Source organism: Actinokineospora lacus (assembly GCF_053813445.1).
Map to the genome: position 1 here is coordinate 20,208 of NZ_JBQERA010000010.1, position 25,877 is coordinate 46,084.

The 25,877-nt window shown below is 75.0% G+C and carries 8 protein-coding genes and 1 pseudogene (1 of these 9 only partly in view); 7 read left to right on the forward strand and 2 right to left on the reverse strand.

What is annotated here, in order from left to right; genetic code table 11:
* From ACTG9Q_RS23645 to ACTG9Q_RS23655, 3 genes and pseudogenes are all read left to right on the forward strand, one after another.
* A pseudogene (locus ACTG9Q_RS23645) lies at nt 1–19,600 on the forward strand (non-ribosomal peptide synthase/polyketide synthase); its annotated part reaches 18,260 nt to the left of the window's first position; the annotation flags it as partial.
* Nucleotides 19,601–19,703: 103 nt separating this feature from the next.
* Complete coding sequence (locus tag ACTG9Q_RS23650; RefSeq protein ID WP_455575066.1) at nt 19,704–20,927, forward strand: MFS transporter; 1,224 nt, start codon at nt 19,704–19,706, stop codon at nt 20,925–20,927.
* A gap of 14 nt (nt 20,928–20,941) precedes the next feature.
* A complete protein-coding gene (locus ACTG9Q_RS23655; RefSeq protein WP_455575067.1) occupies nt 20,942–21,139 on the forward strand; it encodes an MbtH family protein in 198 nt (65 codons plus the stop codon).
* Between the two features lie 38 nt (nt 21,140–21,177).
* Here the strand turns inward: ACTG9Q_RS23655 and ACTG9Q_RS23660 are convergent, their stop codons facing one another.
* Nucleotides 21,178–21,327: a hypothetical protein gene (locus tag ACTG9Q_RS23660; protein ID WP_455575068.1), complete on the reverse strand. Its 150-nt coding sequence runs from the start codon at nt 21,325–21,327 to the stop codon at nt 21,178–21,180.
* Between the two features lie 240 nt (nt 21,328–21,567).
* On the opposite strand from ACTG9Q_RS23660, the gene ACTG9Q_RS23665 reads away from it, so the two are divergent.
* From ACTG9Q_RS23665 to ACTG9Q_RS23680, 4 genes are read left to right on the forward strand one after another with little or no spacing between them, the layout of a single operon-like run.
* Nucleotides 21,568–22,089, forward strand: coding sequence for a hypothetical protein (locus ACTG9Q_RS23665; RefSeq protein WP_455575069.1), 522 nt, complete (start codon nt 21,568–21,570; stop codon nt 22,087–22,089).
* Complete coding sequence (locus ACTG9Q_RS23670; protein ID WP_455575070.1) at nt 22,082–22,429, forward strand: STAS domain-containing protein; 348 nt, start codon at nt 22,082–22,084, stop codon at nt 22,427–22,429. The genes ACTG9Q_RS23665 and ACTG9Q_RS23670 overlap by 8 nt, the downstream gene beginning before the upstream one ends.
* Entirely contained in the window at nt 22,426–24,837 is a 2,412-nt protein-coding gene (locus tag ACTG9Q_RS23675) for an ATP-binding SpoIIE family protein phosphatase (RefSeq protein WP_455575071.1), read from the forward strand. Before ACTG9Q_RS23670 ends, ACTG9Q_RS23675 begins: the two co-directional genes overlap by 4 nt.
* 1 nt (nt 24,838) lies before the next feature.
* Nucleotides 24,839–25,303, forward strand: a complete 465-nt coding sequence (locus ACTG9Q_RS23680) for an MSMEG_6728 family protein (protein ID WP_455575072.1) — start codon at nt 24,839–24,841, stop codon at nt 25,301–25,303.
* Nucleotides 25,304–25,307: 4 nt separating this feature from the next.
* Here ACTG9Q_RS23680 and ACTG9Q_RS23685 read toward each other — a convergent pair whose 3' ends face one another.
* Complete coding sequence (locus ACTG9Q_RS23685; protein ID WP_455575073.1) at nt 25,308–25,874, reverse strand: DUF2510 domain-containing protein; 567 nt, start codon at nt 25,872–25,874, stop codon at nt 25,308–25,310.
* Between the last annotated feature and the right edge of the window lie 3 nt (nt 25,875–25,877).

Genomic DNA, 25,877 nt, shown 5'->3' on the forward strand with positions numbered 1-25,877 from the left:
CCGCGGCGGAGCGCTGCCGCTGTCCAGCGCCCAGCGCAGGCTGTGGTTCCTCACCGAGTTCGGCGGCAGCGACTACACCAGCGCCGTCGCGCTGCGCCTGACCGGCACGCTGGACCGGGCCGCGCTCGGCCGGGCTCTGGACGCGCTCGCCGCCCGGCACGAGGCCCTGCGCACGACCTACGCCGACGGGCCCGTGCAGGTCGTCCACCCGCCCTCGGGGCTGCCCATGACGATGGTGGACGCCCGTCCTGGAGTGCTGGAGGAGGAGTACGCCCGGCCCTTCGACCTGCGCACCGGACCGGTGGCGCGGGCCGTGCTGGTCACCGAGTCCGACACCGAGCACGTGCTCATGCTGATCGCCCACCACATCGCCACCGACGGCTGGTCGATGGGCGTGCTCGTCGGCGAGCTGGGCCTGCTGTACTCGGCGGCGCTGCGCGGGGAGGAGGCCGAGCTGCCCGCGCTCCCGGTGGCCTACGGCGACTTCGCCGTCTGGCAGCGCGACCGCCTCTCCGGCGGCGCGCTGCGCGAGCAGATCGCGCACTGGGAGGCCAAGCTGGCCGGGCTCACCCCGCTGGAGCTGCCCACCGACCGGCCCCGGCCCGCGGTGCGCGGCGGGCACGGCGCGGTGCACGGGTTCACCCTGTCCCGCGAGCTGAGCGCCCGGCTGGCCGAGCTGGCCCGCTCCCGCCAGACCACCCTGTACACCACGCTCGTCGCCGCCTGCCAGGTCCTGCTCTCCCGCTACGCCCGCCAGCGCGACGTCGCCGTCGGCACCGTCACCACCGGCCGGGGCCGCCCCGAGCTGGAGCGCGTGGTCGGCTTCTTCGTCAACACCGTCGTCCTGCGGTCCGAAGTGGACCCGGCACTGTCCTTCCACGACTTCCTGTCGCGGGTCAACGAGACCGCGCTGGAGGCGTTCACCCACGACGAGACGCCCTTCGACCAGCTCGTCGGCACGGTGGCGGGCGGGCGGGACGCTGGCCGCAACCCGCTGTTCGACGTGATGGTCCTGCTCCAGAACACCCCGCCCGCGCAGGGGGGCTTCGCCGACCTGGCCGCCACCGGGGTCGAGGTCGGCAGGCACAGCGCCAACTTCGACCTGACCTGGGAGTTCCAGGAGACCGACGGGGTGCTGTCCGGCTCGGTCGAGTACGCCACCGAGCTCTTCGACGCCGCCACCGTCGAGCGGATGGCCGCGCACCTGCTCACCCTGCTCGACTCCGCGGTCGCCGACCCCACCCTCCCCATCGGCCGACTCGCCATGATGTCCCCCCAGGACGCCGCCGACGTCCTGGGCGTCGGTGACCGCGCCGCCGCGGCGACCGAGCCCGCCACGGTGCTCGACGTCTTCGCCCGGCAGGTCCGCGACACCCCGGACGCCGTTGCGGTCACCTCCGCGCGGGGCACGCTCACCTACGCCGACCTCGACGCCCGCTCCGACGACCTCGCCCGCGCGCTGGACCTGCGCCCCGAGGACCGCGTCGGCCTGCTGCTGGAGCGCTCGCCGGACGTCCTCGTCGCCGAGCTGGCCGTCCTCAAGGCGGGCGGGGCCTACCTGCCGCTGGACGCCCGCGCCCCCGAACAGCGCAACCGGCAGATCCTGGCCGCGGCGGGCGCCGGGGTGCTCATCACCGACCGCCAGGCCCCCGAGGGCTACCCCGGGCGCGTCCTCGCCCCCGACGCCCGCGCCGAGGGCCCGGCCCCGGCCGCGGCGGTGACCCCGGACAGCCTCGCCTACGTCATGTACACCTCCGGCTCGACCGGCGTGCCCAAGGGCGTGGCCGTCCGCCACCGCGACATCACCGCCCTGGCCGCCGACAGCCGCTTCGCGGGCAGCGCCCACGACCGCGTGCTCGTGCACTCCCCGCACGCCTTCGACGCCAGCACCTACGAGGTCTGGGTCCCGCTGCTCACCGGCCGCACCGCCGTCGTCGCCCCGCCCGGCGAGGTCGACCTGCGCGCGCACGACGTGACCGCCGCCTGGATCACCGCGGGCCTGTTCCGCGTGCTCGCCCAGGAGGACCCCGCCGCCTTCGCCGGGCTGCGCGCCGTCCTCACCGGCGGCGACGTCGTGCCCGCCGCCGCCGTGCGCCGCGTGCGCCGCGCCTGCCCCGACCTCACCGTCATCGACGGCTACGGCCCCACCGAGACCACCACGTTCGCCACGACCCACGCCGTGGAGGGCCAGTCGCCCGAGGTCATCCCGATCGGCCGCCCGCTCGACGGCATGGCCGCCTACGTGCTCGACGCCGACCTGGCCCCGGTGCCGCCCGGGGTGCCCGGCGAGTTGTACCTGGCGGGCACCGGCCTGGCCCGCGGCTACCTCGACCAGCCCGGCCTCACCGCGGGCGCCTTCGTCGCCAACCCCCACGGCCCGCCCGGCTCCCGCATGTACCGCACCGGCGACGTGGTGCGCTGGGCCGCCGACGGCGAGCTGCGGTTCCTGGGCCGCGCCGACGACCAGGTCAAGATCCGCGGCTTCCGCATCGAGCCCGGCGAGGCCGAGGCCGCGCTCGCCGCGCACCCCGCCGTCGCCGAGGCCGTCGTGGTGGCCCGCCGCGACACCGGCGGCGCGCGGCTGGTGGCCTACCTCGTCGGCACCGAGCCCGGCGCGGCCGACATCGATGCCGAGGAGCTGCGCGCCTGGCTGCGCCGCGGCCTGCCCGACTACCTGGTGCCCTCGGCGTTCCGCTGGCTCGACAGCCTCCCCCTGACCGCGAACGGCAAGGTCGACCGCCGGGCGCTGCCCGACCCCGAGCCGGTGGCCAAGCGCCCCGCCGTCGCCCCGCGCACGCCCGCCGAGGAGGCGCTGGCCGCGGTCTGGCGCGAGGTGCTCGGCGTGGCCGAGGTCGGCGTCGAGGACAACTTCTTCGAACTCGGCGGCGACTCCATCCTCAGCATCCAGCTCGCCTCCCGGGCGCGCGCCGCGGGGGTGCCGGTCACGTCGAAGGACCTGTTCCTGCACCAGACGATCGCGGGACTGGCCGCGAACCTGAGCACCGGGGCGGATGAGCCCGCGGTCGAGACGGTCACAGGCCCGGCCCCGCTCACCCCGATCCAGCGCTGGTTCCTCGACCCGGAACCGGCCGCGCCGCACCACTTCACCATGTCGGTCCACGTCGAACTGGACGCGGGCGTCGACGAGACCGCGCTGCGCGCCGCGCTCGACGCCGTCGTCAACCACCACGACGCCCTGCGCACCCGGTTCACCCGCGGCGAGGCGGGCTGGACCCAGGAGACCGGCCCGGCCCGCGGCTGCCCGCTGGCCATCGGCGACCCGGCCGAGGCCGACGCGGCGGCCCTGGCCGCCCAGAGCGGCATGGACCTGGCCGAGGGTTCGCTGATGCGCGCCGTCCTGTTCCCCGGCGAGCAGCCACGGCTGCTGCTCACCGCCCACCACCTCGTCATCGACGGCGTGTCCTGGCGCGTCGTCCTCGGCGACCTGGAGACCGCCTACCGCCAGGCCGTCTCCGGGCAGCCCGTCGAGCTGGACCCGGTCGGCACCGCGTTCGGCCAGTGGGCCCACCGCATCGCCGCGCACGTCGCCGACGGCGGCTTCGCCGACGACCTCGACCACTGGCGCGCGCAGGACGCGCCCGCCGAGCTGCCCGTCGACGGGTCCGGCGAGCCCACGGCGGCCGCCGTCCGCGCGGTCACCGCCCGCCTCAGCCGCGAGGACACCGCCGCGCTGCTGCGCCAGGTGCCCGCCGTCTACCGCACCCAGGTCAACGACGTGCTGCTCAGCGCGCTGGGCCTGGTGCTGTCCCAGTGGACCGGCGAGGACCGGGTGCTGCTGGAGATGGAGGGCCACGGCCGCGAGGACGTGCTCCCCGGCGCCGACCTCACCCGCACCGTCGGCTGGTTCACCAGCCAGTACCCGCTGGTCCTGCGCGTGCCCGCCGCCGATTGGGGCACGGTCCTCAAGTCGGTCAAGGAGCAGGTGCGCGCCGTCCCGCGTCGCGGCCTGTCCTACGGCGCCCTGCGCTACCTCGGCGGGCACCCCGACCTCGCCGAGCTGCCCGCCCCGCGGATCAGCTTCAACTACCACGGCCAGTGGGACACCAACTCCGCCGGTGACGGCCTGGTGCGCGGGCGGTGCGCCCCGATCGGCGCGGACGCCGACCCGCACCGCCGCCGCGACCACCTCATCGACATCGCGGGCGTGGTCGACGGCGGCGTGCTGGAGCTGACCTGGCTGTACTCGCCGGGCGTGCACACCGAGTCCACCATCCGCGGCCTCGCCGAGGCGATGAGCGCCGCGCTGCGCGAGATCGTCGCGCACTGCGCCGACCCCGCCGCGGGCGGGCGCACCCCGTCGGACTTCCCGCTGCTGCGCCTCACCCAGGAGCAGGTCGACCGGCTGGCGGGCGACGGGCAGTCCATCGAGGACATCTTCCCGCTGACCGCGCTGCAGTCCGGCATGCTGTTCCACAGCCTCGTCGACAGCGGCTCCGGCGCCTACCACGACCAGGCCCGGCTGCGGCTGACCGGCGTGGCCGATCCGGCCGCCCTGGCCCGCGCCTGGCAGGACACCGTGGCGCACAACGCCGTGCTGCGCGCCAGCCTCGCCTGGCGCGACCTGCCCGAGCCTGCGATGGTGGTGCACCGGTCGGTGCGCGTCCCCATCGCCCACCACGACTGGCGCGACCGCCCGGACTTCGAGCCCGAGCTGGCCAGGGTCGCCGAGGCCGACCTGGCCGCGGGCCTCGACCTGAGCGACGCGCCGCTGCTGCGGCTGTCCATCGCCGCCCTGCCCGGCGACGAGGTGTTCCTGGTCTGGACGTTCCACCACGTCCTGCTCGACGGCTGGAGCCTGGGCCAGGTCCTCGCCGAGGTCTGCGAGCGCTACGCCGCCATCACCGGGGACCGCGAGCCGAGCCTGCCCGCGCGCGGTGCTTACCGCGAGTACGTACGCTGGCTCACCGGGCGCGACACCGCCGCCGCCGAACGGCACTGGCGCGGTGTGCTGGCCGGGTTCACCGACCGCACCCCGCTGCCCTTTGACCGCGTCCCGGCGCAGGCACACCGGGCCGAGTCGTCGGAGTCCGTCCACGTGGCGCTCTCCGTCGACCGGACCGACGCGCTGCGGGAACTGCTGCGGGCCAACGGGCTCACCATGAACACCGCCGTGCAGGGCGGCTGGGCGCTGGTGCTGTCCCGCTTCGCCGCGGAGCGCGACGTGGTGTTCGGCACCACCGTCTCCGGCAGGCCGGACGAGCTGCCCGGCGTCGAGGACATGGTCGGCATGTTCATCAACACCGTGCCCACCCGGGCCCGGGTCGACGGCGCGCGCGCCCTGGGGGAGTGGCTGCACGACCTGCAGACCCAGCAGGCCGAGTCGCGCAGGCACGACTTCGCCGCCCTGGCCCAGATGCGCGCCTGGAGCGACGTCACCGACACCGGCGGGCTGTTCGACAGCTCCGTGGTGTTCGAGAACTACCCCTTCGACGAGACCGCCACCGCCGCGGCGGGCATCGGCATCGCCGAGGTCCGCGCCACCGACACCACCACGTTCCCGCTCAGCGTCCGCGCCCACCTCGACGACCGGCTGCGGGTCGAGCTGTCCTACGACCCCACGCTGTTCGACACCGACACGGCCCGCCGCCTCGCGGGCCACTTCGAGCTGCTGCTCGACGCCATGGCCGCCGACCTCGACCGCCGCGTCGCCGACCTGCCCGCCGTGAGCGACGCCGAGCGGCGGCAGGTGATGGTCGACTGGAACGGCCAGGCCGACGCCGACCCCGCGCCCGCCACCATCACCGCCCGCTTCGCCGAGCAGGCCGCGCGGACCCCCGACGCGACCGCCCTCACCGACCGCGGCGCGCACCTGACCTACGCCGAGCTGGACGCCCGCTCCAACCGCCTCGCCCAGCTGCTGGCCGAGCGCGGCGCCGGGCCCGAGACGCTGGTCGCCCTGCTGCTGCCGCGCTCGGCCGACCTCGTCGTCGCGGTGCTCGCGGTGCTCAAGTCCGGCGCGGGCTACCTGCCGCTGGACCCGGACTACCCGGCCGAGCGGATCGCCAGGACCGTCGCCGACGCCCGCCCGATCCTGCTGCTGACCGACGACGACACCACCAGTCTGTCCGATGTGGACGTCCTCCGGCTGGACCCGGCCGACCTGGAGCGCTACCCGGCCGTGGCGCCGGAGCCGGACCTGCGGCCCGAGCACCCCGCCTACGTCATCTACACCTCCGGCTCCACCGGCGTGCCGAAGGGCGTGGTGGTCCCGCACGCGAACGTCACCCGGCTGTTCACCGCGACCGCGCCCTGGTTCGACTTCGACGAGTCCGGGGTGTGGACGCTGTTCCACTCCTACGCCTTCGACTTCTCCGTCTGGGAGCTGTGGGGCCCGCTGCTGCACGGCGGCCGCCTGGTCGTCGTCCCGCACGAGGTGTCCCGCTCCCCGCGCGAGTTCCTGCGCCTGCTCGCCGACGAGCGGGTGACCGTCCTCAACCAGACCCCGTCGGCCTTCTACCAGCTCATCGCCGCCGACGAGGAAGACCCCGAGACCGGCGCGCGGCTGTCGCTGCGCCACGTCGTCTTCGGCGGCGAGGCGCTGGAGCTGTCCCGGCTCGCCGGGTGGTACCGCCGCCACGCCGACGACGCCCCGGTGCTGGTCAACATGTACGGCATCACCGAGACCACCGTGCACGTCACGCACCTGGCCCTGGACGAGCGGCGCGCCGCCGCCGCCCGCGGCAGCGTGATCGGCGGGCCCATCCCCGACCTGCGGGTCTACGTCCTCGACGCCGACCTGCGCCCGGTGCCCCCCGGCGTGACCGGCGAGCTGCACGTCGCGGGCGCCGGTCTGGCCCGCGGCTACCTGCGCAGGCCCGGCCTCACCGCCGACCGCTTCATCGCCGACCCCTACGGCCCGCCCGGGACCCGGATGTACCGCTCCGGCGACCTGGTCCGCTGGGCGGAGGGCGCCCTGGAGTACCGGGGGCGCGCCGACCAGCAGGTCAAGATCCGCGGCTTCCGCATCGAGCTGGGCGAGGTCGAGGCGGCCCTGCTGGCCGACAGGGAGGTGCGCCAGGCCGCCGTCATCGACCGCGAGGACGAGCCGGGGCACCGCAGGCTCGTGGCCTACCTGGTCGACCCGGACGCCGAGGTCGACACCCTGGCCCTGCGCGAGCGGCTGGCGACGACGCTGCCCGGCCACATGGTCCCCGCCGCCTTCGTCGCGGTGGGCGGGCTGCCGCTCACCCCCAACGGCAAGCTCGACCGCCGCGCCCTGCCCGCGCCCGAGGCCCCGGCCGCGGCGGGCCGCACCGAACCGTCCACCGACGCCGAGCGCCTGGTCGCGGCGGCGTGGGCCGAGGTGCTGGGCATCCCCGCCGTCGGCGCCGAGGACAACTTCTTCCACCTCGGCGGCGACTCCATCCTCAGCATCCGCCTCGCCGCGCGGCTGGGCACGGCGTTCGGCGCCGATGTCTCCCCGCGCGCGGTCTTCGACACCCCCACGGTGGCCGGGCTGGCCGCGGCCCTCGCCGCGAGCGGCCCGGACACCCGCTCCGCCATCCCCACCGCGCGCCGCGACGGCGGGCTGCCGCTGTCGTTCAACCAGCAGCGGCTGTGGTTCCTCGACGAGTTCGAGCCCGGCGGCGCGGAGTACCTCACCCGCTTCGCCGTGCGCCTGACCGGGACCGCCGACGTCGAGGCCATCTCCGCGGCGCTCACCGGCCTGGTCGAGCGGCACGAGGCCCTGCGCACCACGCTGCGCGCCGTCGACGGGCAGGGCGTGCAGGTCATCCGCGCGCCGTGGACCGTCGAGGCGCCCGTGCTCGACCTGTCCGAGTTGGACGCCGCCGCCCGCGCCGCCGAGACCGAGCGGGTGCTCGCCGAGGACGGCGCGACCCCGTTCGACCTGGCCGAGGGCCCGCTGCTGCGCCCCCGGCTGATCCGCCTGGCCGCCGACGAGCACGTCCTGGCCATGACCCTGCACCACGCGGTCACCGACGGCTGGTCCATGGGCGTCCTGCTGGAGGACTTCCGCGCCCTCTACGCCGCGCGGCTGTCCGGGACCACCGCCGAGCTGCCCGCGCTGCCGGTGCAGTACGCCGACTTCGCCGCCTGGCAGCGCGAGCGGCTCACCGGTGACGTCTTGGCCGACGGCCTCGCCTACTGGCGCGCCAAGCTGGCCGAGCTGCCCGTGCTCGACCTGCCCACCGACCGCCCCCGGCCGCCGGTGCGCTCCGCGCGCGGCGCGCTGCGCCCGTTCACCGTGCCCGCCGAGGTCACCGAGCGGCTGCGGGCGCTGGCGGGCGAGCACGACGCGACGATGTTCATGGTGCTCGTCGCCGCCGCGCAGACGCTGCTGCACCGCTGGACCGGTCAGCGTGACATCGCCATCGGCACCGTGGTCTCCGGCCGCGAGCGCCCCGAACTGGCCCGCGTGGTCGGCTTCTTCGTCAACACCCTGGTCCTGCGGTCCACAGTGGAGGGAACGTTCGACGGCCTGCTGGCCGAGGTCCGCCGCACCGTGCTCGACGGCATCGCCCACCAGGACGTGCCGTTCGAGCGGGTCGTCGACGAGCTGCGCCCCGAGCGCGACACCAGCCGCAACCCGCTGTTCGACGCGATGGTGCTGCTGCAGAACACCGTGGGCGAGCCGTTCACCATGCCCGGCCTGCGGGTGGACGAGGTGGAGCTGACCGGCGTCAGCGCCACCTGCGACCTGACCCTGGAGTTCGCCGAGCACGACGGCGGCCTGGTCGGCTCCGTGGAGTACAGCACCGACCTGTTCGAGCCGGACACCATCGAGCGGCTGACCGCGCACCTGACGGTCCTGCTGGGCGCCATCGCGGCCGCCCCGACCGCGCCCGTGGACACCCTGGCGCTGCTGCCCGACGCCGAGCGGGACCTGGTCCTGCGCCAGTGGCAGGGCAGCGCCCTGCCCGCCGACGCCACCACCGCCACCTTCCCCGAACTCGTCGCCGGGCAGGCCGCCCGGACCCCGGGGGCGACCGCCCTGGTCACCACCGCGGGCCGTCTCACCTACGCCGAGCTCGACGCCCGCGCCACCCGGCTGGCCCACCACCTGAGCGCGCTCGGCGCGGGACCGGAGCGGGTCGTGGCCGTGCGGCTGCCGCGCGCCGAGGTGCTCCCGGCGCTGCTGGCCGTGCACAAGGCGGGCGCGGTGTACCTGCCCGTCGACCCGGACGTGCCCGCCGACCGGCTGCGCTTCCTGCTCGCCGACGCCGCTCCGGTCCTGCTCATCACCGCGGACCGCTGCGACGTGGACGTCGCGCAGGTCGACCCGGGCGCGCTGCCCGCCGACCTGCCGGTGACCCCGCTGCCCGCGCCCGCCCCCGAGCACGGCGCCTACCTGATCTACACCTCCGGCTCCACCGGCAAGCCCAAGGGCGTGCTGGTCGAGCACCGCCAGCTGACCCACCTCTACGCGGCCCACCTCGTGGACTTCTTCGCCGCGACCGCGGCCGCCGCGGGCGGCAGGGCCCGCTGCGCCCTGACCGCGAGCTTCACCTTCGACACCTCGTGGGAGGGCCCGCTGTTCCTGGCCGCGGGCCACGAGCTGCACGTGCTCGACGACGACGTGCGGCTCGACCCGGCCGCCCTGGTCGACTACATCGCCCGCGAGCGCGTCGACGTCCTCGACGTGACCCCCACCTACGCCCGCCAGCTGGTCGACGCGGGACTGCTCACCGACCCGCGGCACCGCCCGGGGGTCCTGATGCTCGGCGGCGAGGCGCTCAGCGCCACGCTGTGGCGCACCTTCGCCGAGGCGCCGGACACCGTCGCCTACAACTACTACGGCCCCACCGAGTGCACTGTGGACAGCATGTGGGCGCCGGTCAGCGGGGCGCGGCCGGTGATCGGCAGGCCGAGCCGCGGCCTGCGCGGCTACGTCCTCGACGCCGCGCTGCGGCCGGTCCCCGTCGGTGTGGCGGGTGAGCTGTGCCTGGCGGGCGGGCAGGTCGCCCGCGGCTACCTGAACCAGCCGGGCATGACCGCGCTGCGATTCGTCTCCGACCCGTTCGGGCCGCCCGGCTCACGCATGTACCGCACCGGGGACCGGGTGCGCTGGACGGCCGACGGCGCCGTGGAGTACCTGGGCCGCGCCGACGAGCAGGTCAAGGTGCGCGGGTTCCGCATCGAGCCCGGCGAGATCGAGGCCGCGCTGCGCGAGCACCCCGACGTCGCCGACGCCGCGGTCGCCGCCGTCGAGCACAACGGGCACAACCGGCTGGTCGCCTACGTGACCCCGGAAAGCGACACCGCCGCGCTGCGGACGTGGCTGCGCGAGCGGCTGCCCGACTACCTGGTGCCCTCGGCGTTCGTGCCGCTGGCCGCCCTGCCGATGTCGGTCAGCGGCAAGGTCGACCGGCGGGCGCTGCCCGCGCCGGACTTCAGCGGCCTGCTCGACACCGAGTACGTCGCCCCGCGCACCCCGGCCGAGCAGACGCTCGCCCAGGTGTGGGCCGAGGTGCTCGGGGTGGACCAGGTCGGTGTCGATGACAACTTCTTCGGCCTCGGCGGCGACTCCATCCTCAGCATCCAGGTGGTCGCCCGCTCCCGGCAGGCCGGGCTGCGGATCAGCGCCAAGGACGTGTTCTCCCACCAGACCGTCGCCGAGCTGGCCGCCCGCGCCGCCGACGCCCCCGCGCCCGTGCGCCGGGCCGCGGTGACCGGTCCCGCGCCACTGAGCCCCATCCAGCGGTGGTTCGTCGAGTCCGCGCCCGACCCCGACCGGTTCACCATGTCGATGCTGGTGGACCTCGCCCCGGGCACCGACCCGGACCTGCTCGACGCCGCCATCGACGCCCTGGTGGAGCACCACGAGGCACTGCGCAGCCGCTTCAGCGCGGGCTGGACCCAGGACGTGGCCGCCGACGGCCCCCACCGGGTCTCCCGTCGGGTATTCGAAACAGGGGTATCCGACGCTGGGGTACCCGACGCTGGGGTGGCTGAGGCTGGGTTGGCTGGCGCTGGGCTGGCCGACGCGGCCGACGCCGTGCGGGCCGCCCTGCGGATCGCCGACGGGCCGCTGGTGGGCAGCGTCACCGTCGTCCGGGACGCCGCCGCGGTCCAGCTCCTGCTGGTCGCGCACCACCTGGTGATCGACGGCGTCTCCTGGCGGGTGCTGTTCGCCGACCTGGAGACCGCCTACCGCCTGCTCGCCGCGGGCAAGCCCGTCGACCTGGGGGAGCGGACCACCGGGCTGCGCGACTGGGCCGCCCTGCTGACCGAGCGGGCCTGCGACTTCGACGCCGACGCCGCCTACTGGCACGCCGCCACCGGGCCCGTCGAGCTGCCCGTCGACCGCGACGGGGCGAACACCGGGGCCCGCGAGCGCACCCTGTCGGTCCAGCTGGGCCGCGAGGACACCGACGCGCTGCTGCACGCCGTCCCCGCCGCGTACCGCACCCAGGTCAACGACGTGCTGCTCAGCGCCATCGGCCGGGTGCTGGCCGACTGGACGGGCCGCGACCGCGTCGTCGTCGGGCTGGAGGGCCACGGCCGCGAGGACATCTTCGACGGCGTGGACCTCTCCCGCACCGTCGGCTGGTTCACCGTGGAGTACCCGCTGGTGCTCGACGTGCCCGCCGCCGACTGGGGCACGGTCCTCAAGTCGGTCAAGGAGCAGGTGCGCGCGGTGCCGCACCGCGGCCTGTCCTACGGGGTCCTGCGCCACCTGCGCGGCGACGCCGAGCTGGCCGCCCGGCCCGCGCCGCGGGTGAGCGTCAACTACCACGGCCAGTGGGACGCGGCCGGGGGCGGCGACGGCCTGCTCCGCGGCTGGCACGCCGGACCCGGTTCGGACACCGATCCCGACGCCGAGCGCGCCTACGAGCTCGACATCACCGGCGTCGTGCAGGACGGGCGCCTGGAACTGGGCTGGACCTACTCCGCCGACCGCTACGACGAGTCGACCGTGCGCGCCCTGGCCGAGCACACCCTGGCCGCGCTGCGGGCGATCACCGCGCACTGCGCCGACCCGGCCGCGGGCGGGCGCACCCCGTCGGACTTCCCGCTGGCCCGCCTCACCCAGGAGCAGGTCGACCACGTGGTCGGGTCCACCCCGGCCGAGGTCGCCGACGTGCTGCCGCTGACCCCGCTGCAGGCGGGGATGCTGTTCCACAGCCTGGTCGACAGCACCTCCGGCGCCTACTTCAACCAGCTCGCCGTGCCGCTGTCCGGGGTCACCGACCCGGTGGCGCTGGGCCGGGCGTGGCAGCGCGTGGTGGACCGCACCCCGCTGCTGCGCACCCGGATCGTCTGGCAGGACGTCGACCAGCCGGTGCAGGTCGTGCACCGCGGGGTCGAGCTGCCGATCACCCACCACGACTGGCGCGGCGCCGAGGACCGCGACGCGCGGATCGCGCGGCTGCTGGCCGAGGACAGCGCCGCGGGCATCGCCCTCGACACCGCCCCCCTGATGCGCCTGAGCATCGTGCGCACCGGGGACGACGAGGTGCTGCTGGTGTGGACCTCGCACCACGTCCTGCTCGACGGGTGGAGCAGCGGCCAGGTCTTCGCCGAGGCGTGCGCGGGCTACGCCGGGCACGAGCGGCCCGTCCCGCGGGCCCCCTTCCGCGACTACCTCGCCTGGCTCGACCGCCAGGACGCCCAGGCCGCCCGCCGGTACTGGAGCGAGGCGCTGGCCGGGTTCGGCGCGCCGACCCCGCTCCCGCTGGACCACGCCCCGGCCGAGGCGCACCGCGCCGAGTCCGCCCGCACGGTCGCCGCGTCGGTGGACACCGCCAGTTCCGACCGGCTCCGCGCCGCCGCCCGCAAGCACGGGCTGACGGTGAACACCGTCGTGCAGGGCGCGTGGGCGCTGCTGCTGGCCCGCTTCAGCGGCGCAGGCGACGTCGTGTTCGGCGCGACCGTCTCGGGCAGGCCGCCGGAGCTGCCCGGGGTCGAGTCCATGGTCGGCATGTTCATCAACACGATCCCCACCCGGGTGCGGGTCGAGCCCGCCGCCGTGCTCGGCGACTGGCTGCGCGGCCTGCAGGAGCAGCAGAGCGAGTCGCGGCGCTTCGACCACGTCTCGCTCGCCGACCTGCAGTCCTGGAGCGAGGTGCCGCCGGGGACGGCCCTGTTCGACAGCGCCGTGGTGTTCGAGAACTACCCCATCGAGGAGGGGTTGGCCGAGAGCGGCCTGCGGATCGGGGAGATCACCGCGACCGACACGACCAACTTCCCCCTCCTGCTCAGCGCCTTCCTCGGCGCGGAGCTGAACCTGCGGCTGGCCTACGACCACCGGCTCTTCGACGCCGAGACCGCCGACCGACTCGCCGAGCACTTGGTGCTGCTGCTCACCGCCGTCGCCGACGGGGTGGACCGGCCGGTCGCCGCGCTGCCCGCGCTCTCCGACGCCGACCGGCGCCGGGTGCTCACCGAGTGGAACGCCACCGGCCCGGCCGCGACGGGCACCGTGCCCGGCCGCTTCGCCGAGCAGGTCGAGCGCACCCCGGACGCGGTCGCCCTGGCGGGCGATGGCGTGCGGTGGACCTACGCCGAGCTGGACGCGCGGGCCAACCGCCTGGCCCACCGGCTGATCAGCCTCGGGGTCGCCGCCGAGCGGCCCGTCGCCCTGCTGCTCGGGCGCTCGCCGTGGGTCGTCGTGGCCGAACTCGCCGTGCTCAAGGCGGGCGGCGCCTACGTCCCGCTGGACTCGCGCGCCCCGGCCGCCCGCCTCGCCGCCATCCTGGCCGAGACCGGCCCGGTGGTCCTGCTGGCCGACGGCGACCTGGCCGAGACCGCCAGCGCCATCCACAGTGGACACATCATTCGGGTGGACGAGCCGCTGGACGAGCCGGAGCACGCGCCTGAGGTCGCCGTGGACCCGGAGAACCTGGCCTACGTCATGCACACCTCCGGCTCCACCGGGGTGCCCAAGGGCGTGGCCGTGCGCCACCGCGACGTGGTCGCCCTCGCCGCCGACCGGCGCTTCACCGGGGGCGCGCACGAACGCGTGCTGCTGCACTCCCCGCACGCCTTCGACGCCACCACCTACGAGGTGTGGGTGCCGCTGCTCGGCGGCGGCACGGTCGTCGTGGCGCCGCCGCGCGACCTCGACCCGCGGGCCCTGCGCGAGGTGGTCCAAGACCACGGCCTGACCGCGATGTGGCTCACCGCGGGTCTGTTCCGGCTGATCGCCCAGGACGACCCCGCCGCGCTGCGCGGCCTGCGCGAGGTGTGGACCGGCGGCGACGTCGTCCCCGCCGCCGCCGTGCGCCGCGTGCTGGAGCACTGCCCCGGCACCACCGTGGTCGACGGCTACGGCCCCACCGAGACCACCACGTTCGCCACCACCTTCCCCATGACCGACACCGCGCCCGACCCGGTCCCGATCGGCGCCCCGCTGGACGGGATGCGCGCCTACGTGCTCGACGCCGACCTGCGGCCGGTGCCCCCGGGCGCGCCCGGCGAGCTGTACCTGGCGGGCGCCGGGCTGGCGCGCGGCTACCTGGGCAGGCCGGGCCTCACCGCGGAGCGCTTCGTCGCCGACCCGTTCGGCGGCGGCGAGCGGATGTACCGCACCGGCGACGTGGTGCGCTGGACGCCCGCGGGCACGCTGCGCTTCCTCGGCCGGGCCGACGACCAGGTCAAGATCCGCGGCTTCCGCGTCGACCCCGGCGAGGTCGAGGCCGTGCTCGCGGGGCACCCGCTGGTCTCGGACGCGGTCGTGGTGGTGCGCGAGGACGACGGCCGCAAGCGGCTGGTCGCCTACCTGGTCGCCGCCCCTGGCACTGGCACCGCCGCTGGGACCGCCCTTGGGACCGGCACTGGGATTGGCACTGAGACCGGCACCGAGACCGCCCCTGGCACTGGCGCCGAGACCGGCGCTGGGACTGGCACTGGGACCGGCACCGGGATTGGGGCAGAGGCCGACGCCGAGGTGCGGGACTGGCTGGCCCTGCGGCTGCCGGACTACCTGGTGCCCGACGCCATCGTCGCGCTGGACGCGCTGCCGCTGAGCGCCAACGGCAAGGTCGACCGGCGCGCGCTGCCCGCCCCGGCCGCGCGGGCGCTCGTCCGCACGGCCCCGGGGACGCACGCCGAGCGCGTCGTGGCCGAGGTCTTCGCCCGGGTGCTCGACGTGGCCGACGTCGCGGTCGAGGACGACTTCTTCGCCCTCGGCGGCGACTCCATCCTCAGCATCCGGGTGGTCTCGGCGCTGCGCAGGGCCCTCGGCGTCGAACTGTCGCCGCGCGCGCTGTTCACCCACCGCACGGTCGGCGCGCTCGCGGGCGCGCTGGGCTCCGGCGGCGGGCTGGACCCGATCCCGCGCGTGGCGGGGGACGGGCCGGTGCCGCTGTCGTTCGCCCAGCAGCGGCTGTGGTTCCTGCACCAGTTCGCCCCCGACGGCGGGGAGTACGCCTCCGCGATCGCCCTGCGCCTGCACGGCCCGCTGGACACCGACGCGCTGTCCGGCGCGCTGAGCGCGCTGGTGGCCCGGCACGAATCCCTGCGCACCACGTTCCCGACCATCGACGGGCACGGCGCGCAGTGCGTGCACCCGCCGTCCGCGGTGTGGCTGCCCGTGCGCGAGGTGGGCGCCGACGGGATCGACGCCGCCCTGGCCGCCGAGCGGGACCTCCCGTTCGACCTGGCCACTGGGGCGCTGCTACGGCCCGCGCTGCTGCGGGTCGGGCCGGGGGACCACGTGCTGAGCCTGGTCCTGCACCACATCGTCACCGACGGCTGGTCCAACGGCGTCCTGCTGCGTGACCTCGCCGCCCTCTACGGCGGGGCCGAGCTGCCCGACCCGGCCGTGCGCTACGCCGACTTCGCGGTGTGGCAGCGCGAGCGGATGTCCGGCGAGGTGATGGCCGAGCACCTGGCGTACTGGCGCGACCGGTTGGCCGGGGTGACCCCGCTCGACCTGCCGCTGGACCGCCCCCGGCCGCAGGTGCGGCCCACCCGCGGCGCGGTGCTGCGGTTCACCGTGCCCGCCGACCTCGTCGGCCCGCTGCGGGCGCTGGCCCGCGGCCACGACGGCACCCTGTTCACCGCGCTCGTCGCGGCGTGCCAGGCGCTGCTGGCCAAGTACTCCGGCAGGCCGGACGTCGCCGTCGGCACGGTCGCCTCCGGGCGTGACCGCGGCGACCTGGAGGACGTGGTCGGGTTCTTCGTCAACACCCTGGTCCTGCGGTCCGAAGTGGACGGCTCGGTCGGGTTCGGCGGGCTGCTGGACCAGGTCCACCGGACCGTGCTCGACGCCTTCGCCCACCAGGACGTCCCGTTCGAGCGGGTGGTGGACGAGCTCTCGCCGGAGCGCGACCCCAGCCGCAACGTGCTGTTCGACGCGATGGTGGTGCTGCAGAACACCGGCGGGGAGCCGCTGGAGCTGCCCGGCCTGCGGGTCGAGGAGCTGGCCCCGCCGCCCGGGGCGACCACCTGCGACCTGGTCTTCGAGTTCCAGGAGCGGGGCGAGGAGCTGGACTGCGCGCTGGAGTACGCCGCCGACCTGTTCGACGAGGCGACGGTGTCGCGGATGTCGGCGCACCTGCTCGCGCTGGTGCGCGGCGTCGTCGAGCGGCCCGACCAGCCGCTGGCCCGGCTCGACCTGCTCACCCCGGCCGAGCGGCGCGCCGTTCTCGGCGAGTGGTCCGGCCCCGCGCTGGACATCGGTCCCGAGATGGTGCACGAGCACCTGAGCGCGACCGCCGCGCGCACACCGGACGCCACGGCGCTGGTGTCCGGTGCGGACCGGTTCACCTTCGCGGAGCTGGAGGCGCGGGCCAACCGGCTGGCGCGGCACCTGGTCGCCCAGGGCGCGGGGCCGGAGCGGACCGTGGCGGTGATGCTGCCGCGCTCGGCGGAAAGCGTCGTGGCGCTCATGGCGGTGCTCAAGGCGGGCGCGGCCCACGTCTCGATTGATCCGGCCCTGCCCGCCGAGCGGGTCCGGGCGCTGCTGGCCGACACCAGGCCCGCGGTGGTCATCGACGCGGTCGTGCCGGACGACGCGCTCGGCGCGGACTCCACGCCGCTGTCCGACGCCGACCGGGTCGCGCCGCTGCTCCCGGAGCACCCGGCGTACATCATCCACACGTCGGGATCGACCGGGGAGCCCAAGGGCGTGGTGGTCGAACACCGCTCGCTCACCGCGTTGCTGGCCTTCCAGCGCGCGCACTGGGCTCCGCACGCCCCGGACAGGCCGCTGCGCATGGCCCTGATGGCCAGCTTCTCCTTCGACGCGTCCTGGGACTCCCTGCTGCTCATGGTGGCCGGGCACGAGGCGCACGTCATAGGCCACGACGAGCAGCACGACCCCCGCGCGCTGCTGGACTACACCGCCGCGCACGGCATCGACCTCGTCGACAGCACGCCGAGCTTCGCCTGGCACCTGGTCTCCGAGGGGATGCTCGACGGCGGGCCGTCCCTGCTCCTGCTGGGCGGCGAGGCGGTGTCGCCGGACCTGTGGCAGGCGGTCGCCGACGCCCCCGGCGTCACCGGCTACAACTTCTACGGCCCCACCGAGACCACAGTGGACGCCGTGTACCGGCGTATCGAGCCGGGCAGCGTGCCCGAGATCGGTACACCGCTGGCGAACACGCGCGCCTACGTGCTCGACGCCGACCTCGCGCCCGTGCCGCCCGGGGTGACCGGTGAGCTGTACCTGGCGGGCCCGCAGGTGGCCCGCGGGTACCTGCGCAGGCCCGGCCTGACCGCGCAGCGGTTCCTGGCCGACCCGTTCGGCCCGGCGGGGGAGCGGATGTACCGCACGGGTGACCGGGTGCGCTGGACCGCCGATGGCATCCTGCGGTACCTGGGCCGCGCCGACGACCAGGTCAAGATCCGCGGCTTCCGGGTGGAGCCCGGCGAGATCGAGGCCGTCCTGCGGTCCTGCCCCGGTGTGCGCGACGCCGCGGTGGTGGCGCGGACCGACGAGGGCCACCAGCGCCTGGTGGCGTACGTGGTCGGCGACGACACCGCCGCCCGTGACCTGGCGCGCGCCCGGCTGCCCGAGCACATGGTGCCCGCCGCGTTCGTCGTGCTGGACGCCCTGCCGGTGTCGGTCAGCGGCAAGCTCGACCGCCGCGCCCTGCCCGCCCCGGACCTCACCTCCGCGGAGTTCGTCGAGCCGGTCGGACCGATCGCCCACGAGCTGGCCGCGATCTGGTCGCGGGTGCTGGGGGTGTCCCGGGTCGGCGCCCGGGACAACTTCTTCACCCTCGGCGGCGACTCGATCCTCAGCATCGAGGTCGTCACCCAGATCCGGCGCGCGGGCTACCGCGTCAGCACCAAGGACCTGTTCCTGCACCAGACCGTCGAGGCGCTGGCCGAGGTGGTCGTCGCCGAGGACGCGGGCGGAGAGGACCGGGCCGCGGTCGTCGGCGAGGTGCCGCTGACCCCGATCCAGGCCGACTTCCTCGGCTCCGGGGCACCCAACCCGCACCACTTCAACCAGGCGATGCTGCTGGAGCTGCGCGAGCGCCCCGACACCGCGGCCCTCGACACGGCGCTGACCGCCCTCCTCGCCCACCACGACGCCCTGCGGATGCGCTTCGAGTTCGACGGCACCACGTGGCGCCAGCACAACCCGGCGCCCGAACCGGTCAGCGTCCTCGACGTGCACGACCTGGCGGCCGTCCCCGAAGTCGACCGCCAGGAGGTCATGACCACGATCGCCGACGCCGCCCACGCAGGCCTCGATCTCGGCGGCGGCTGCCTGCTCCGCGCCGTCCTGTTCGACCTGGGCCAGGACACCCGCCCCGTCCTCCTGCTCATCGGTCACCACTTGGTGGTGGACGGCGTCTCCTGGCGCATCCTGACCGACGACCTGGAACGCGCCTACGCGCAGACCGTCGCGGGAGAGCCGATCGACCTGGGCGGCAAGACGACCTCGGTCCGCGACTGGTCCCTGCGCCTGCGCGACTTCGTCGCCGAGGGCGGCCTGGACCACGAGTTGGACCACTGGTCCGCGCAGGACTCCGCCGCACCGCTGCCCCGGGACAACCCGACGGGCAACCCGGTGGCCGAGCCGGTGACCGTGCGCCTGTCCACGGAGGAGACCGAAGCGCTCATCCGCTCCGCCCCCGCCGCCTACCGCACGCGCGTCAACGACGTGCTGCTGGCCGCCCTCGCCGCCGCCCTGCGCGACTGGACCGGCAACGACCTGGTGGCCGTCAGCCTGGAGGGCCACGGCCGCGAGGACGTCCTCGACGACGTCGACCTCTCCCGCACGGTCGGCTGGTTCACCACGGTGTTCCCGGTGACCATGCGCGTGCCCGACACCACCGACAGCCGCACCCTGGTCCGCGCCGTCCGCAAGCAACTGCGCGCGGTCCCGGCCAACGGCTTCGGCTACGGCGCCCTGTGCCACTTCGGCTCCCCCGCCGTGCGCCAGAGCCTGGAAACGGCCAGGGAACCGGAAATCGCCTTCAACTACCTGGGCCAGTGGGACGGCTCCGGCGGAGACGACAGCGAGGGCCTGGTCGGCCGCGGCCTCGGCTCCCTCGGCGCCGACGCCGACCCGTCGACCCCACCCCGTTACCTGCTGGAGGTGGTCGGCGCGGTGCACGACGGCTCCCTCGCCTTCTCCTGGTACTACCGACCGGAGATCCACCTCCACTCCACAGTGGAAAAGGTGGCGACCTCCTTCCTGGACACCCTGCGCCACATCGCCGAGGACAGCCGCCGATGACCCTGACAATCAGCGCGCCGTCAACCGCGCGCGTTCCCCAGCCGGACGACCGTCGGGCCACGGTGGGGCAGGTGTGCCGGTGAAGGCGCGAGCTGACACGTCGGTTCCCCTGTCCCGCAACCGGGACTACCGGTTGCTGTGGATCGGGCAGGGCCTGTCCGAGGTGGGTATCGGGGCGTCGACGGTGGCGCTGCCGCTGTTGGTGCTCGCCATCACCGGCTCGGCGGCGGCGTCCGGGCTGGTGCTGGCCGCGCACGCGGCGGCGCAGCTCGTGGCCGGGATTCCGGCAGGCGTGCTCGTCGACCGGTGGAACCGGCGCCGGGTGATGCTGCTGTGCGAGGCGGTCCAAGCGGTGACCGTGGCGGGGATCGCGCTGGCGGCGTTCAGCGGGACGGCCAGCCTGCCGCTGCTGCTCGTCCTCGCCGCGGTGCTCGGCCTGTGCCAGGCGCTGTTCGAACCCGCCGAGGCGTCCACCCTCCCGGCGCTGGTCGGGCCCGCGCAACTGCCCACGGCCATCGCGCTCAACGCCGCCCGCGGCTACGTCGGCCTCCTCGCGGGCACCGCGATCGGCGGCGCGCTGTTCGCGGCGCGCCGGTGGGCGCCGTTCGGCCTCCAGGCGCTCGCGCACGCGGCGTCCTTCGGGCTGCTGCTGTTCCTGCGCATCCCGGACCGGGAGCCGGGGCCGGTCGTGCGCCCGAACTTCCGGCGGGAACTGACCGAGGGCCTGCGCTGGGTGTGGCAGGACCGCCACATCCGCGCGGTCACCGGGTGCGCCATCGGCCTGAACTTCTTCTTCCAGGCCTTCTACCTCATCGTCCTCGCCTTGGTCGCGGGCCGTGGCGCGCCGCCGGGCGAGATCGGTCTGATGGCGGCTATGCTGGGTGTCGGCGGCGTGCTCGGCGCCCTCGTCGCGCCACGCCTGCACCGCGCCCTCTCCCCGCGCATGGCGATCCTGGGCACGATGTGGGTGATCGCCGCCCTGATGCCCTTCGCCGCCATCGCCCCCAACACCTACGCCGTCGGGGCCCTGCTCGCCGCCGCGGCCTTCCTGGCCCCCACCGCGAGCACGACCATCACCACCTACCAGCTGCTGCGCACCCCCGAGAACCTGCGTGGCCGCATGGCCGCCACCATGGCCGTCACCATCGGCGTCGCCGCCGTGGCGGGCCCCGCCACCGGCGGCCTGCTGGCCGACGCCATCAACCCCACCCACGCCGTGCTGGCCTGCGCCGCGGGCACCGCGCTGCTGTCCCTGCTGTTCACCCTGACCCCTGCCCTGCGCAGCTTCCCGAAATCCCCGTGAGAAAGAAGGAACCCATGGAAGACGACATCACCTACCGCGTCCTGGTCAACGCCGAGGACCAGTACTCCCTCTGGCCCGCCCACCTCGACATCCCCGCGGGCTGGACCTTCGAGGGCACCGAGGGCCCCCGGGACGCCTGCACCGCCCACGTCGACCAGATCTGGACCGACATGCGCCCCCGCACCCTCCGCGAGCGCATGGACTCCGTCTGACCAACGGGGGGCCGGGCCCACACCGGGCCCGGCCCCCGTCAGCTCCTCGGCAGATCCTCCGGCCACGGCAGCCGCGGCGAGCCGGTGCCCGCCAACACCGCCAGGAACGACCGGGCGTGCACCGTGTTCCGGTGCCCATCGCCGCGCACGTTCCGCTGCCGCACGTGCGGCGTCAACGCGTGGAACATCGTTGTCCCCGCCGCGTCGAGTCAGGGTGGGTATTCCGGGCATCCGTGGCAGGCACCCGTGTGGGGGCACTTCAAGTGGGCACACGTTTGACCCCGTGAGGGGGACGGGTAGATGTCCGCATGGTCCACGACGTGTTTCGGCGGGTGGCGCGGTTCCGGGGGGCGCGCGCCTTTCATCCGGTTGGGCGGATGTTCAGCGGGCGGATCGTGCCGTGGCGGAGTTGTCCGGCGTGGGTGCCGGTGAGCGAGGCGCCGGTGCGGGCGCGGCTGTCGCGGGGGGTTGGTCTGCGCGCTCCGCTGCCTGACATCCTGGGGCTCGCGTTTCGCCTGCCCGGTCCCTGGGACGTGCTGCTGTCCAGCACCGCGGGCGGGGTGGTGCCCTGGTTCGCCAGGTCGTGGCGTACGGGCAGGTTCAGCAGTGTCGTCCGGTACCGGCTGGACGGCCACCGGTTCCAGCTCCGCGCCCGGGTCGTCGACGGCTGCCCCGACCGCCTGCCGGTCACCTTCGCGCTCTCGCTCGGTGACGGCACCCCCGTCGCCCGGCTCGTCCTCGACGCCGCCGCGCCGGACGAGGACACCGCGTTCGACCCCATGCTCAACCGGCCCGGCGACCTGGGGATGGGACCCCGGTGGTTCGCCCGCCTGCGGGAGCGCGCCTACGATGGCAGCCGGACGGGCCGGGCCGGTGGTGACGGCAGGCCGGCCACGGTGTGTGATGCTTCCATCTCAGCCTGCGATCCGAAGGAACCGAGCCATGGGTGACCCGCTCCTGCTGAGGATCGACGTCGGTGAGTCCCGCGACGGCGGCTCCCGGGTGGTGGCCGTCGCAGGCGAGCTGGACTTCGCCACCTCGCCTCGGCTGTTCGACGCCGTCGCGCCGATCGCCGCCGGGGGGCAGGGGGTCGTGCTGGACATGGCCGAGGTGACCTTCTGCGACTCCAGCGGCCTGAACGCGCTGGTACGCCTGCACAAGGCGGCCATGGCGGCGGGCGGGTCGCTGTGCCTGGCGCGGCTGCGCCCGATCGTCGCCACCATCATCTCGGTGGTCTCGCTCGACCAGCTGTTCACCCTCAGCGACGACCTGCCCGGGTCTGCTGGATGACCAAGCGCGGGTACGACTTCGCCGCCTTCGGCCTGTCCGAGATGGTGCGGGCCGCTGCGGCGCTGCGCGAGGGCGCTGAGCGGGCGGCGGACTTCCCGGCCGCGGCCCGCAGCGTCGTCGAGCAGCTGCGCGACGGATTCGTCGACGAGCACGGCGCGCCCGTGCTGCGACTCGTGCGGCTGTTCACCACCCGGCGGCTGGCCGACCTCGAACCCGACCTGCTGAGCCTGCTCGACGACGCCCCGCGACGCCCCGACCTGCGCTGCCTCACCCTGACGGCGACCGCGGGGGCGGAGCCGGAGTGGAACGACCCGGCCCTCTCGGGCCCGTACCGGGTGCTGGCGCTGCCCTCGGCGGAGGCGGTGGCGGGCGCGCCGATGTTCTCGGCGCTGATCCGGGAGCTGGGGATCTCCGCCGCCGACCTCGTCGCGGGCGCCGAGCACACCGGCGGCCGCCGGTTCGGGGTGTTCCACGTGCCGGTGGCCCTGGACAGCCCGCGCGTGCCCGACCAGGACTTCGTCGCCCGCCACGACATCGCCTCGGTGCTCGGGTTCGGCGGCGTGCTGCCCGACGGCGGCATCTTCTGCGTGGTGATGTTCTCCCGCGCGCACATCCCCTCCGGGGCCGCCGAGCAGTTCCGGGCGGTCGCGGTCAGCGTCCGGGCGGGCCTGCTGGACCACCCGCGCACCCACGCGAGCCTGGCCGCCCAGCGCGACGCCCTGCGCGAGCACCTGTCGCTGCTGGAGGAGACCTCGCAGCAGCAGGGCGCCACCCTGCAGGAGACTGTCGACCGGCTGCGCACCGAGGCCGCGCTCGTGGACACCCTGCAGGTCGTCGGGCAGCGGCTGACCTCCCAGCTGGACCTGGACACCCTCGTCCAGGACGCCACCGACGCGGCCACCCTCGCCACCGGCGCGCACTTCGGCGCGTTCTTCTACAACCTGATCGACCAGTACGGCGAGTCCTACATGCTCTACACGCTCTCCGGTGTGCCGAGGGAGGCGTTCTCGAGCTTCCCGATGCCGCGCAACACCGCGGTGTTCGCCCCGACCTTCCACGGCCACGGGACCGTGCGCTGCGAGGACATCACCCTGGACGAGCGCTTCGGCAAGAACCCGCCGTACCACGGGATGCCCGTCGGGCACCTGCCGGTGCACAGCTACCTCGCGGTGTCGGTGATCTCCCCGACCTCGCGCGAGGTGCTGGGCGGGTTCTTCTTCGGCCACCCCGAGCCCGACCGGTTCACCGCGCGCCACGAGCAGCTGGCCGAGGGCATCGCCGGGTACGCCGCCATCGCCCTGGACAACGCGCGGCTGTTCGCCCAGCACCGCAGGATGGCCACGGAGCTGGCGCGGAGCATGCTGCCGACCGTGCCCACCGTCCCGGGCCTGGAGATCGTCTCCCGGTACCTGCCCGCCGCCGTGGGCTCGGAGGTCGGCGGGGACTGGTTCGACGTGATCGAGCTGCCCGCGGGCCGCACCGGGCTGGTGATCGGCGACGTCGTGGGCCGCGGGGTCGGCGCCGCGGCGGTGATGGGCCAGGTCCGCACCGCCGTGCGGTCCTACGCGCTGCTGGACATGCCGCCCGCCGACGTGCTGCGCCAGGCGTGCGAGCTGGCCAACAGCATCCAGGCGGACCCGTTCATCACCTGCCTCTACGCGGTGCACGACCCGGTCGACAACACGCTGACCGTGGCCAACGCCGGGCACCTGCCCGCGGTGCTGCTGGGTGCGGACGGCTCGGTCGAGTTCGTCGGCTCGAAGCTGGGGATGCCGCTGGGCGTGGGGGAGAAGTTCGCCCAGCGGACGGCGTCGTTCCCGCCCGGCGCGCGGCTGGTCCTCTACAGCGACGGCCTGATCGAGACCCGCTCCCGGGGGGTGACCGAGGGCATCGATGAGCTGGTGCGCGGCCTGCGCGACCTCCCGGCCGGGGCGGACGCCCAGAAGGCGTGCGACGCGCTGATCGACAGCCTCACCGCGGGCAGGCACGACGACGACGTCGCCCTGCTCTACGTCCACCACACCGGCGCCCAGCGCTCGGCGGCGGCCATGGAGGTCGCCCGCGACCCGGCGGCCGTCGCCCAGGCCCGCGCGTTCGTCACCGCCCGCCTCACCGAGTGGGAGCTGACCGACCTGCTGGACGTGGTCGTCACCATCACCAGCGAGCTCGTCACCAACGCGATCATGCACGCCGAGGGTCCCGCGGTCCTGCGCCTGCACCACGACGACACCCGCCTGGTCATCGACGTCACCGACCACGGCTCCGCCTGGCCCAGGGTGTACGACGCGGGCCCGAACGACGAGCACCACCGCGGGCTGGCCATCGTGCAGGCCTTCTCCAACCGCTGGGGCACCCGCGCCACCCTGGAGGGCAAGGTCGTCTGGGCCGAGATCACCCAGGGGGCCTGACGTGCAGACCTTCCTGCCCTACCCCGACTTCACCGCGGCCGCCCGCGTCCTCGACCAGCGGCGCCTGGGCAAGCAGCGCGTGGAGGCCGTCCAGGTGCTCCGCGGCCTGACCGTGCCGGGCTACGGCTGGCGCCACCACCCCGCGGTCCGGATGTGGACGGGCTACGAGGAGGCCCTGGTCCGCTACGGCCTCCAGGTCTGCGCCGAGTGGTGCGCCGCGGGCCACGCCGACACCTGCGCCGCCACCCTGGCCACCGACCTGGCCGCGCGCACGGCGCTCACCGAGGTCCGCGGCCAGTCCGAGCTGGCGGACGCGGGGGAGCTGCCGCCGTGGCTGGGCGACGAGGCGCTGCACCTGAGCCACCGGTCCGCCCTGGTCCGCAAGGCGCCCGAGCACTACCGGCCCCTGTTCCCGGACGTGCCGGACGACCTGCCCTACGTGTGGCCGGACTCCGACCGACGCTGACCCGTCAGACGATGTCCAGCCGGGGCGCGGCCGAGGCCGTCCGGGCGGCGTGGGCGACGGTCTGGGCGTCGGTGAGGTTCCCGACGATCACGGCCAGGGCGGGCACGGCGCGCTTGGTGGGTTTGGTGGTGTAGACGGCGAAGGTGTTGCTCGCCTGGGTGTAGGTGACCGCCTTGGCCTGGTTCCAGCTGACGTGCAGGAACTGGCGGCGGATGATGCCCACGAAGAGGAAGAGGAGGCGGTGGTTGGTGCAGACCAGCACGCCGTGGCCGTCCCCGTAGGCGGCCGTGAGGGCCACCACCCGTTCCTCGGGTTCGAGGTGCTCGGGCAGGAGGTCGACCTCCTTCATGGAGCCCAGGAGGCCGCCGTGGACGCGCTCGAGGGCCTGGGCGATGTCGGGCCTGCGGACCGGTGGCGGCCGGGGGTCATCGCGCGGCACGGGTTCGGCGGTCGGTGGGGCGGCGGCCGGGCGGGCGGCGGTGTGGAAGGTCCACCGCCTGCCGTCCCAGAAGCGCAGGTGCTGGTCGTCGAGGGGGTCGGGCAGCCACGCGGACGGGCGGGGACCGGTCACGGG

Coding starts and splice junctions, on each gene's coding strand:
- ACTG9Q_RS23655 (WP_455575067.1), top strand. CDS start 20,942: ATGGAAGACGACATCACCTACCGCGTCCTGGTCAACGCCGAGGACCAG.
- ACTG9Q_RS23660 (WP_455575068.1), bottom strand. CDS start 21,327: ATGTTCCACGCGTTGACGCCGCACGTGCGGCAGCGGAACGTGCGCGGC.
- ACTG9Q_RS23670 (WP_455575070.1), top strand. CDS start 22,082: ATGGGTGACCCGCTCCTGCTGAGGATCGACGTCGGTGAGTCCCGCGAC.
- ACTG9Q_RS23675 (WP_455575071.1), top strand. CDS start 22,426: ATGACCAAGCGCGGGTACGACTTCGCCGCCTTCGGCCTGTCCGAGATG.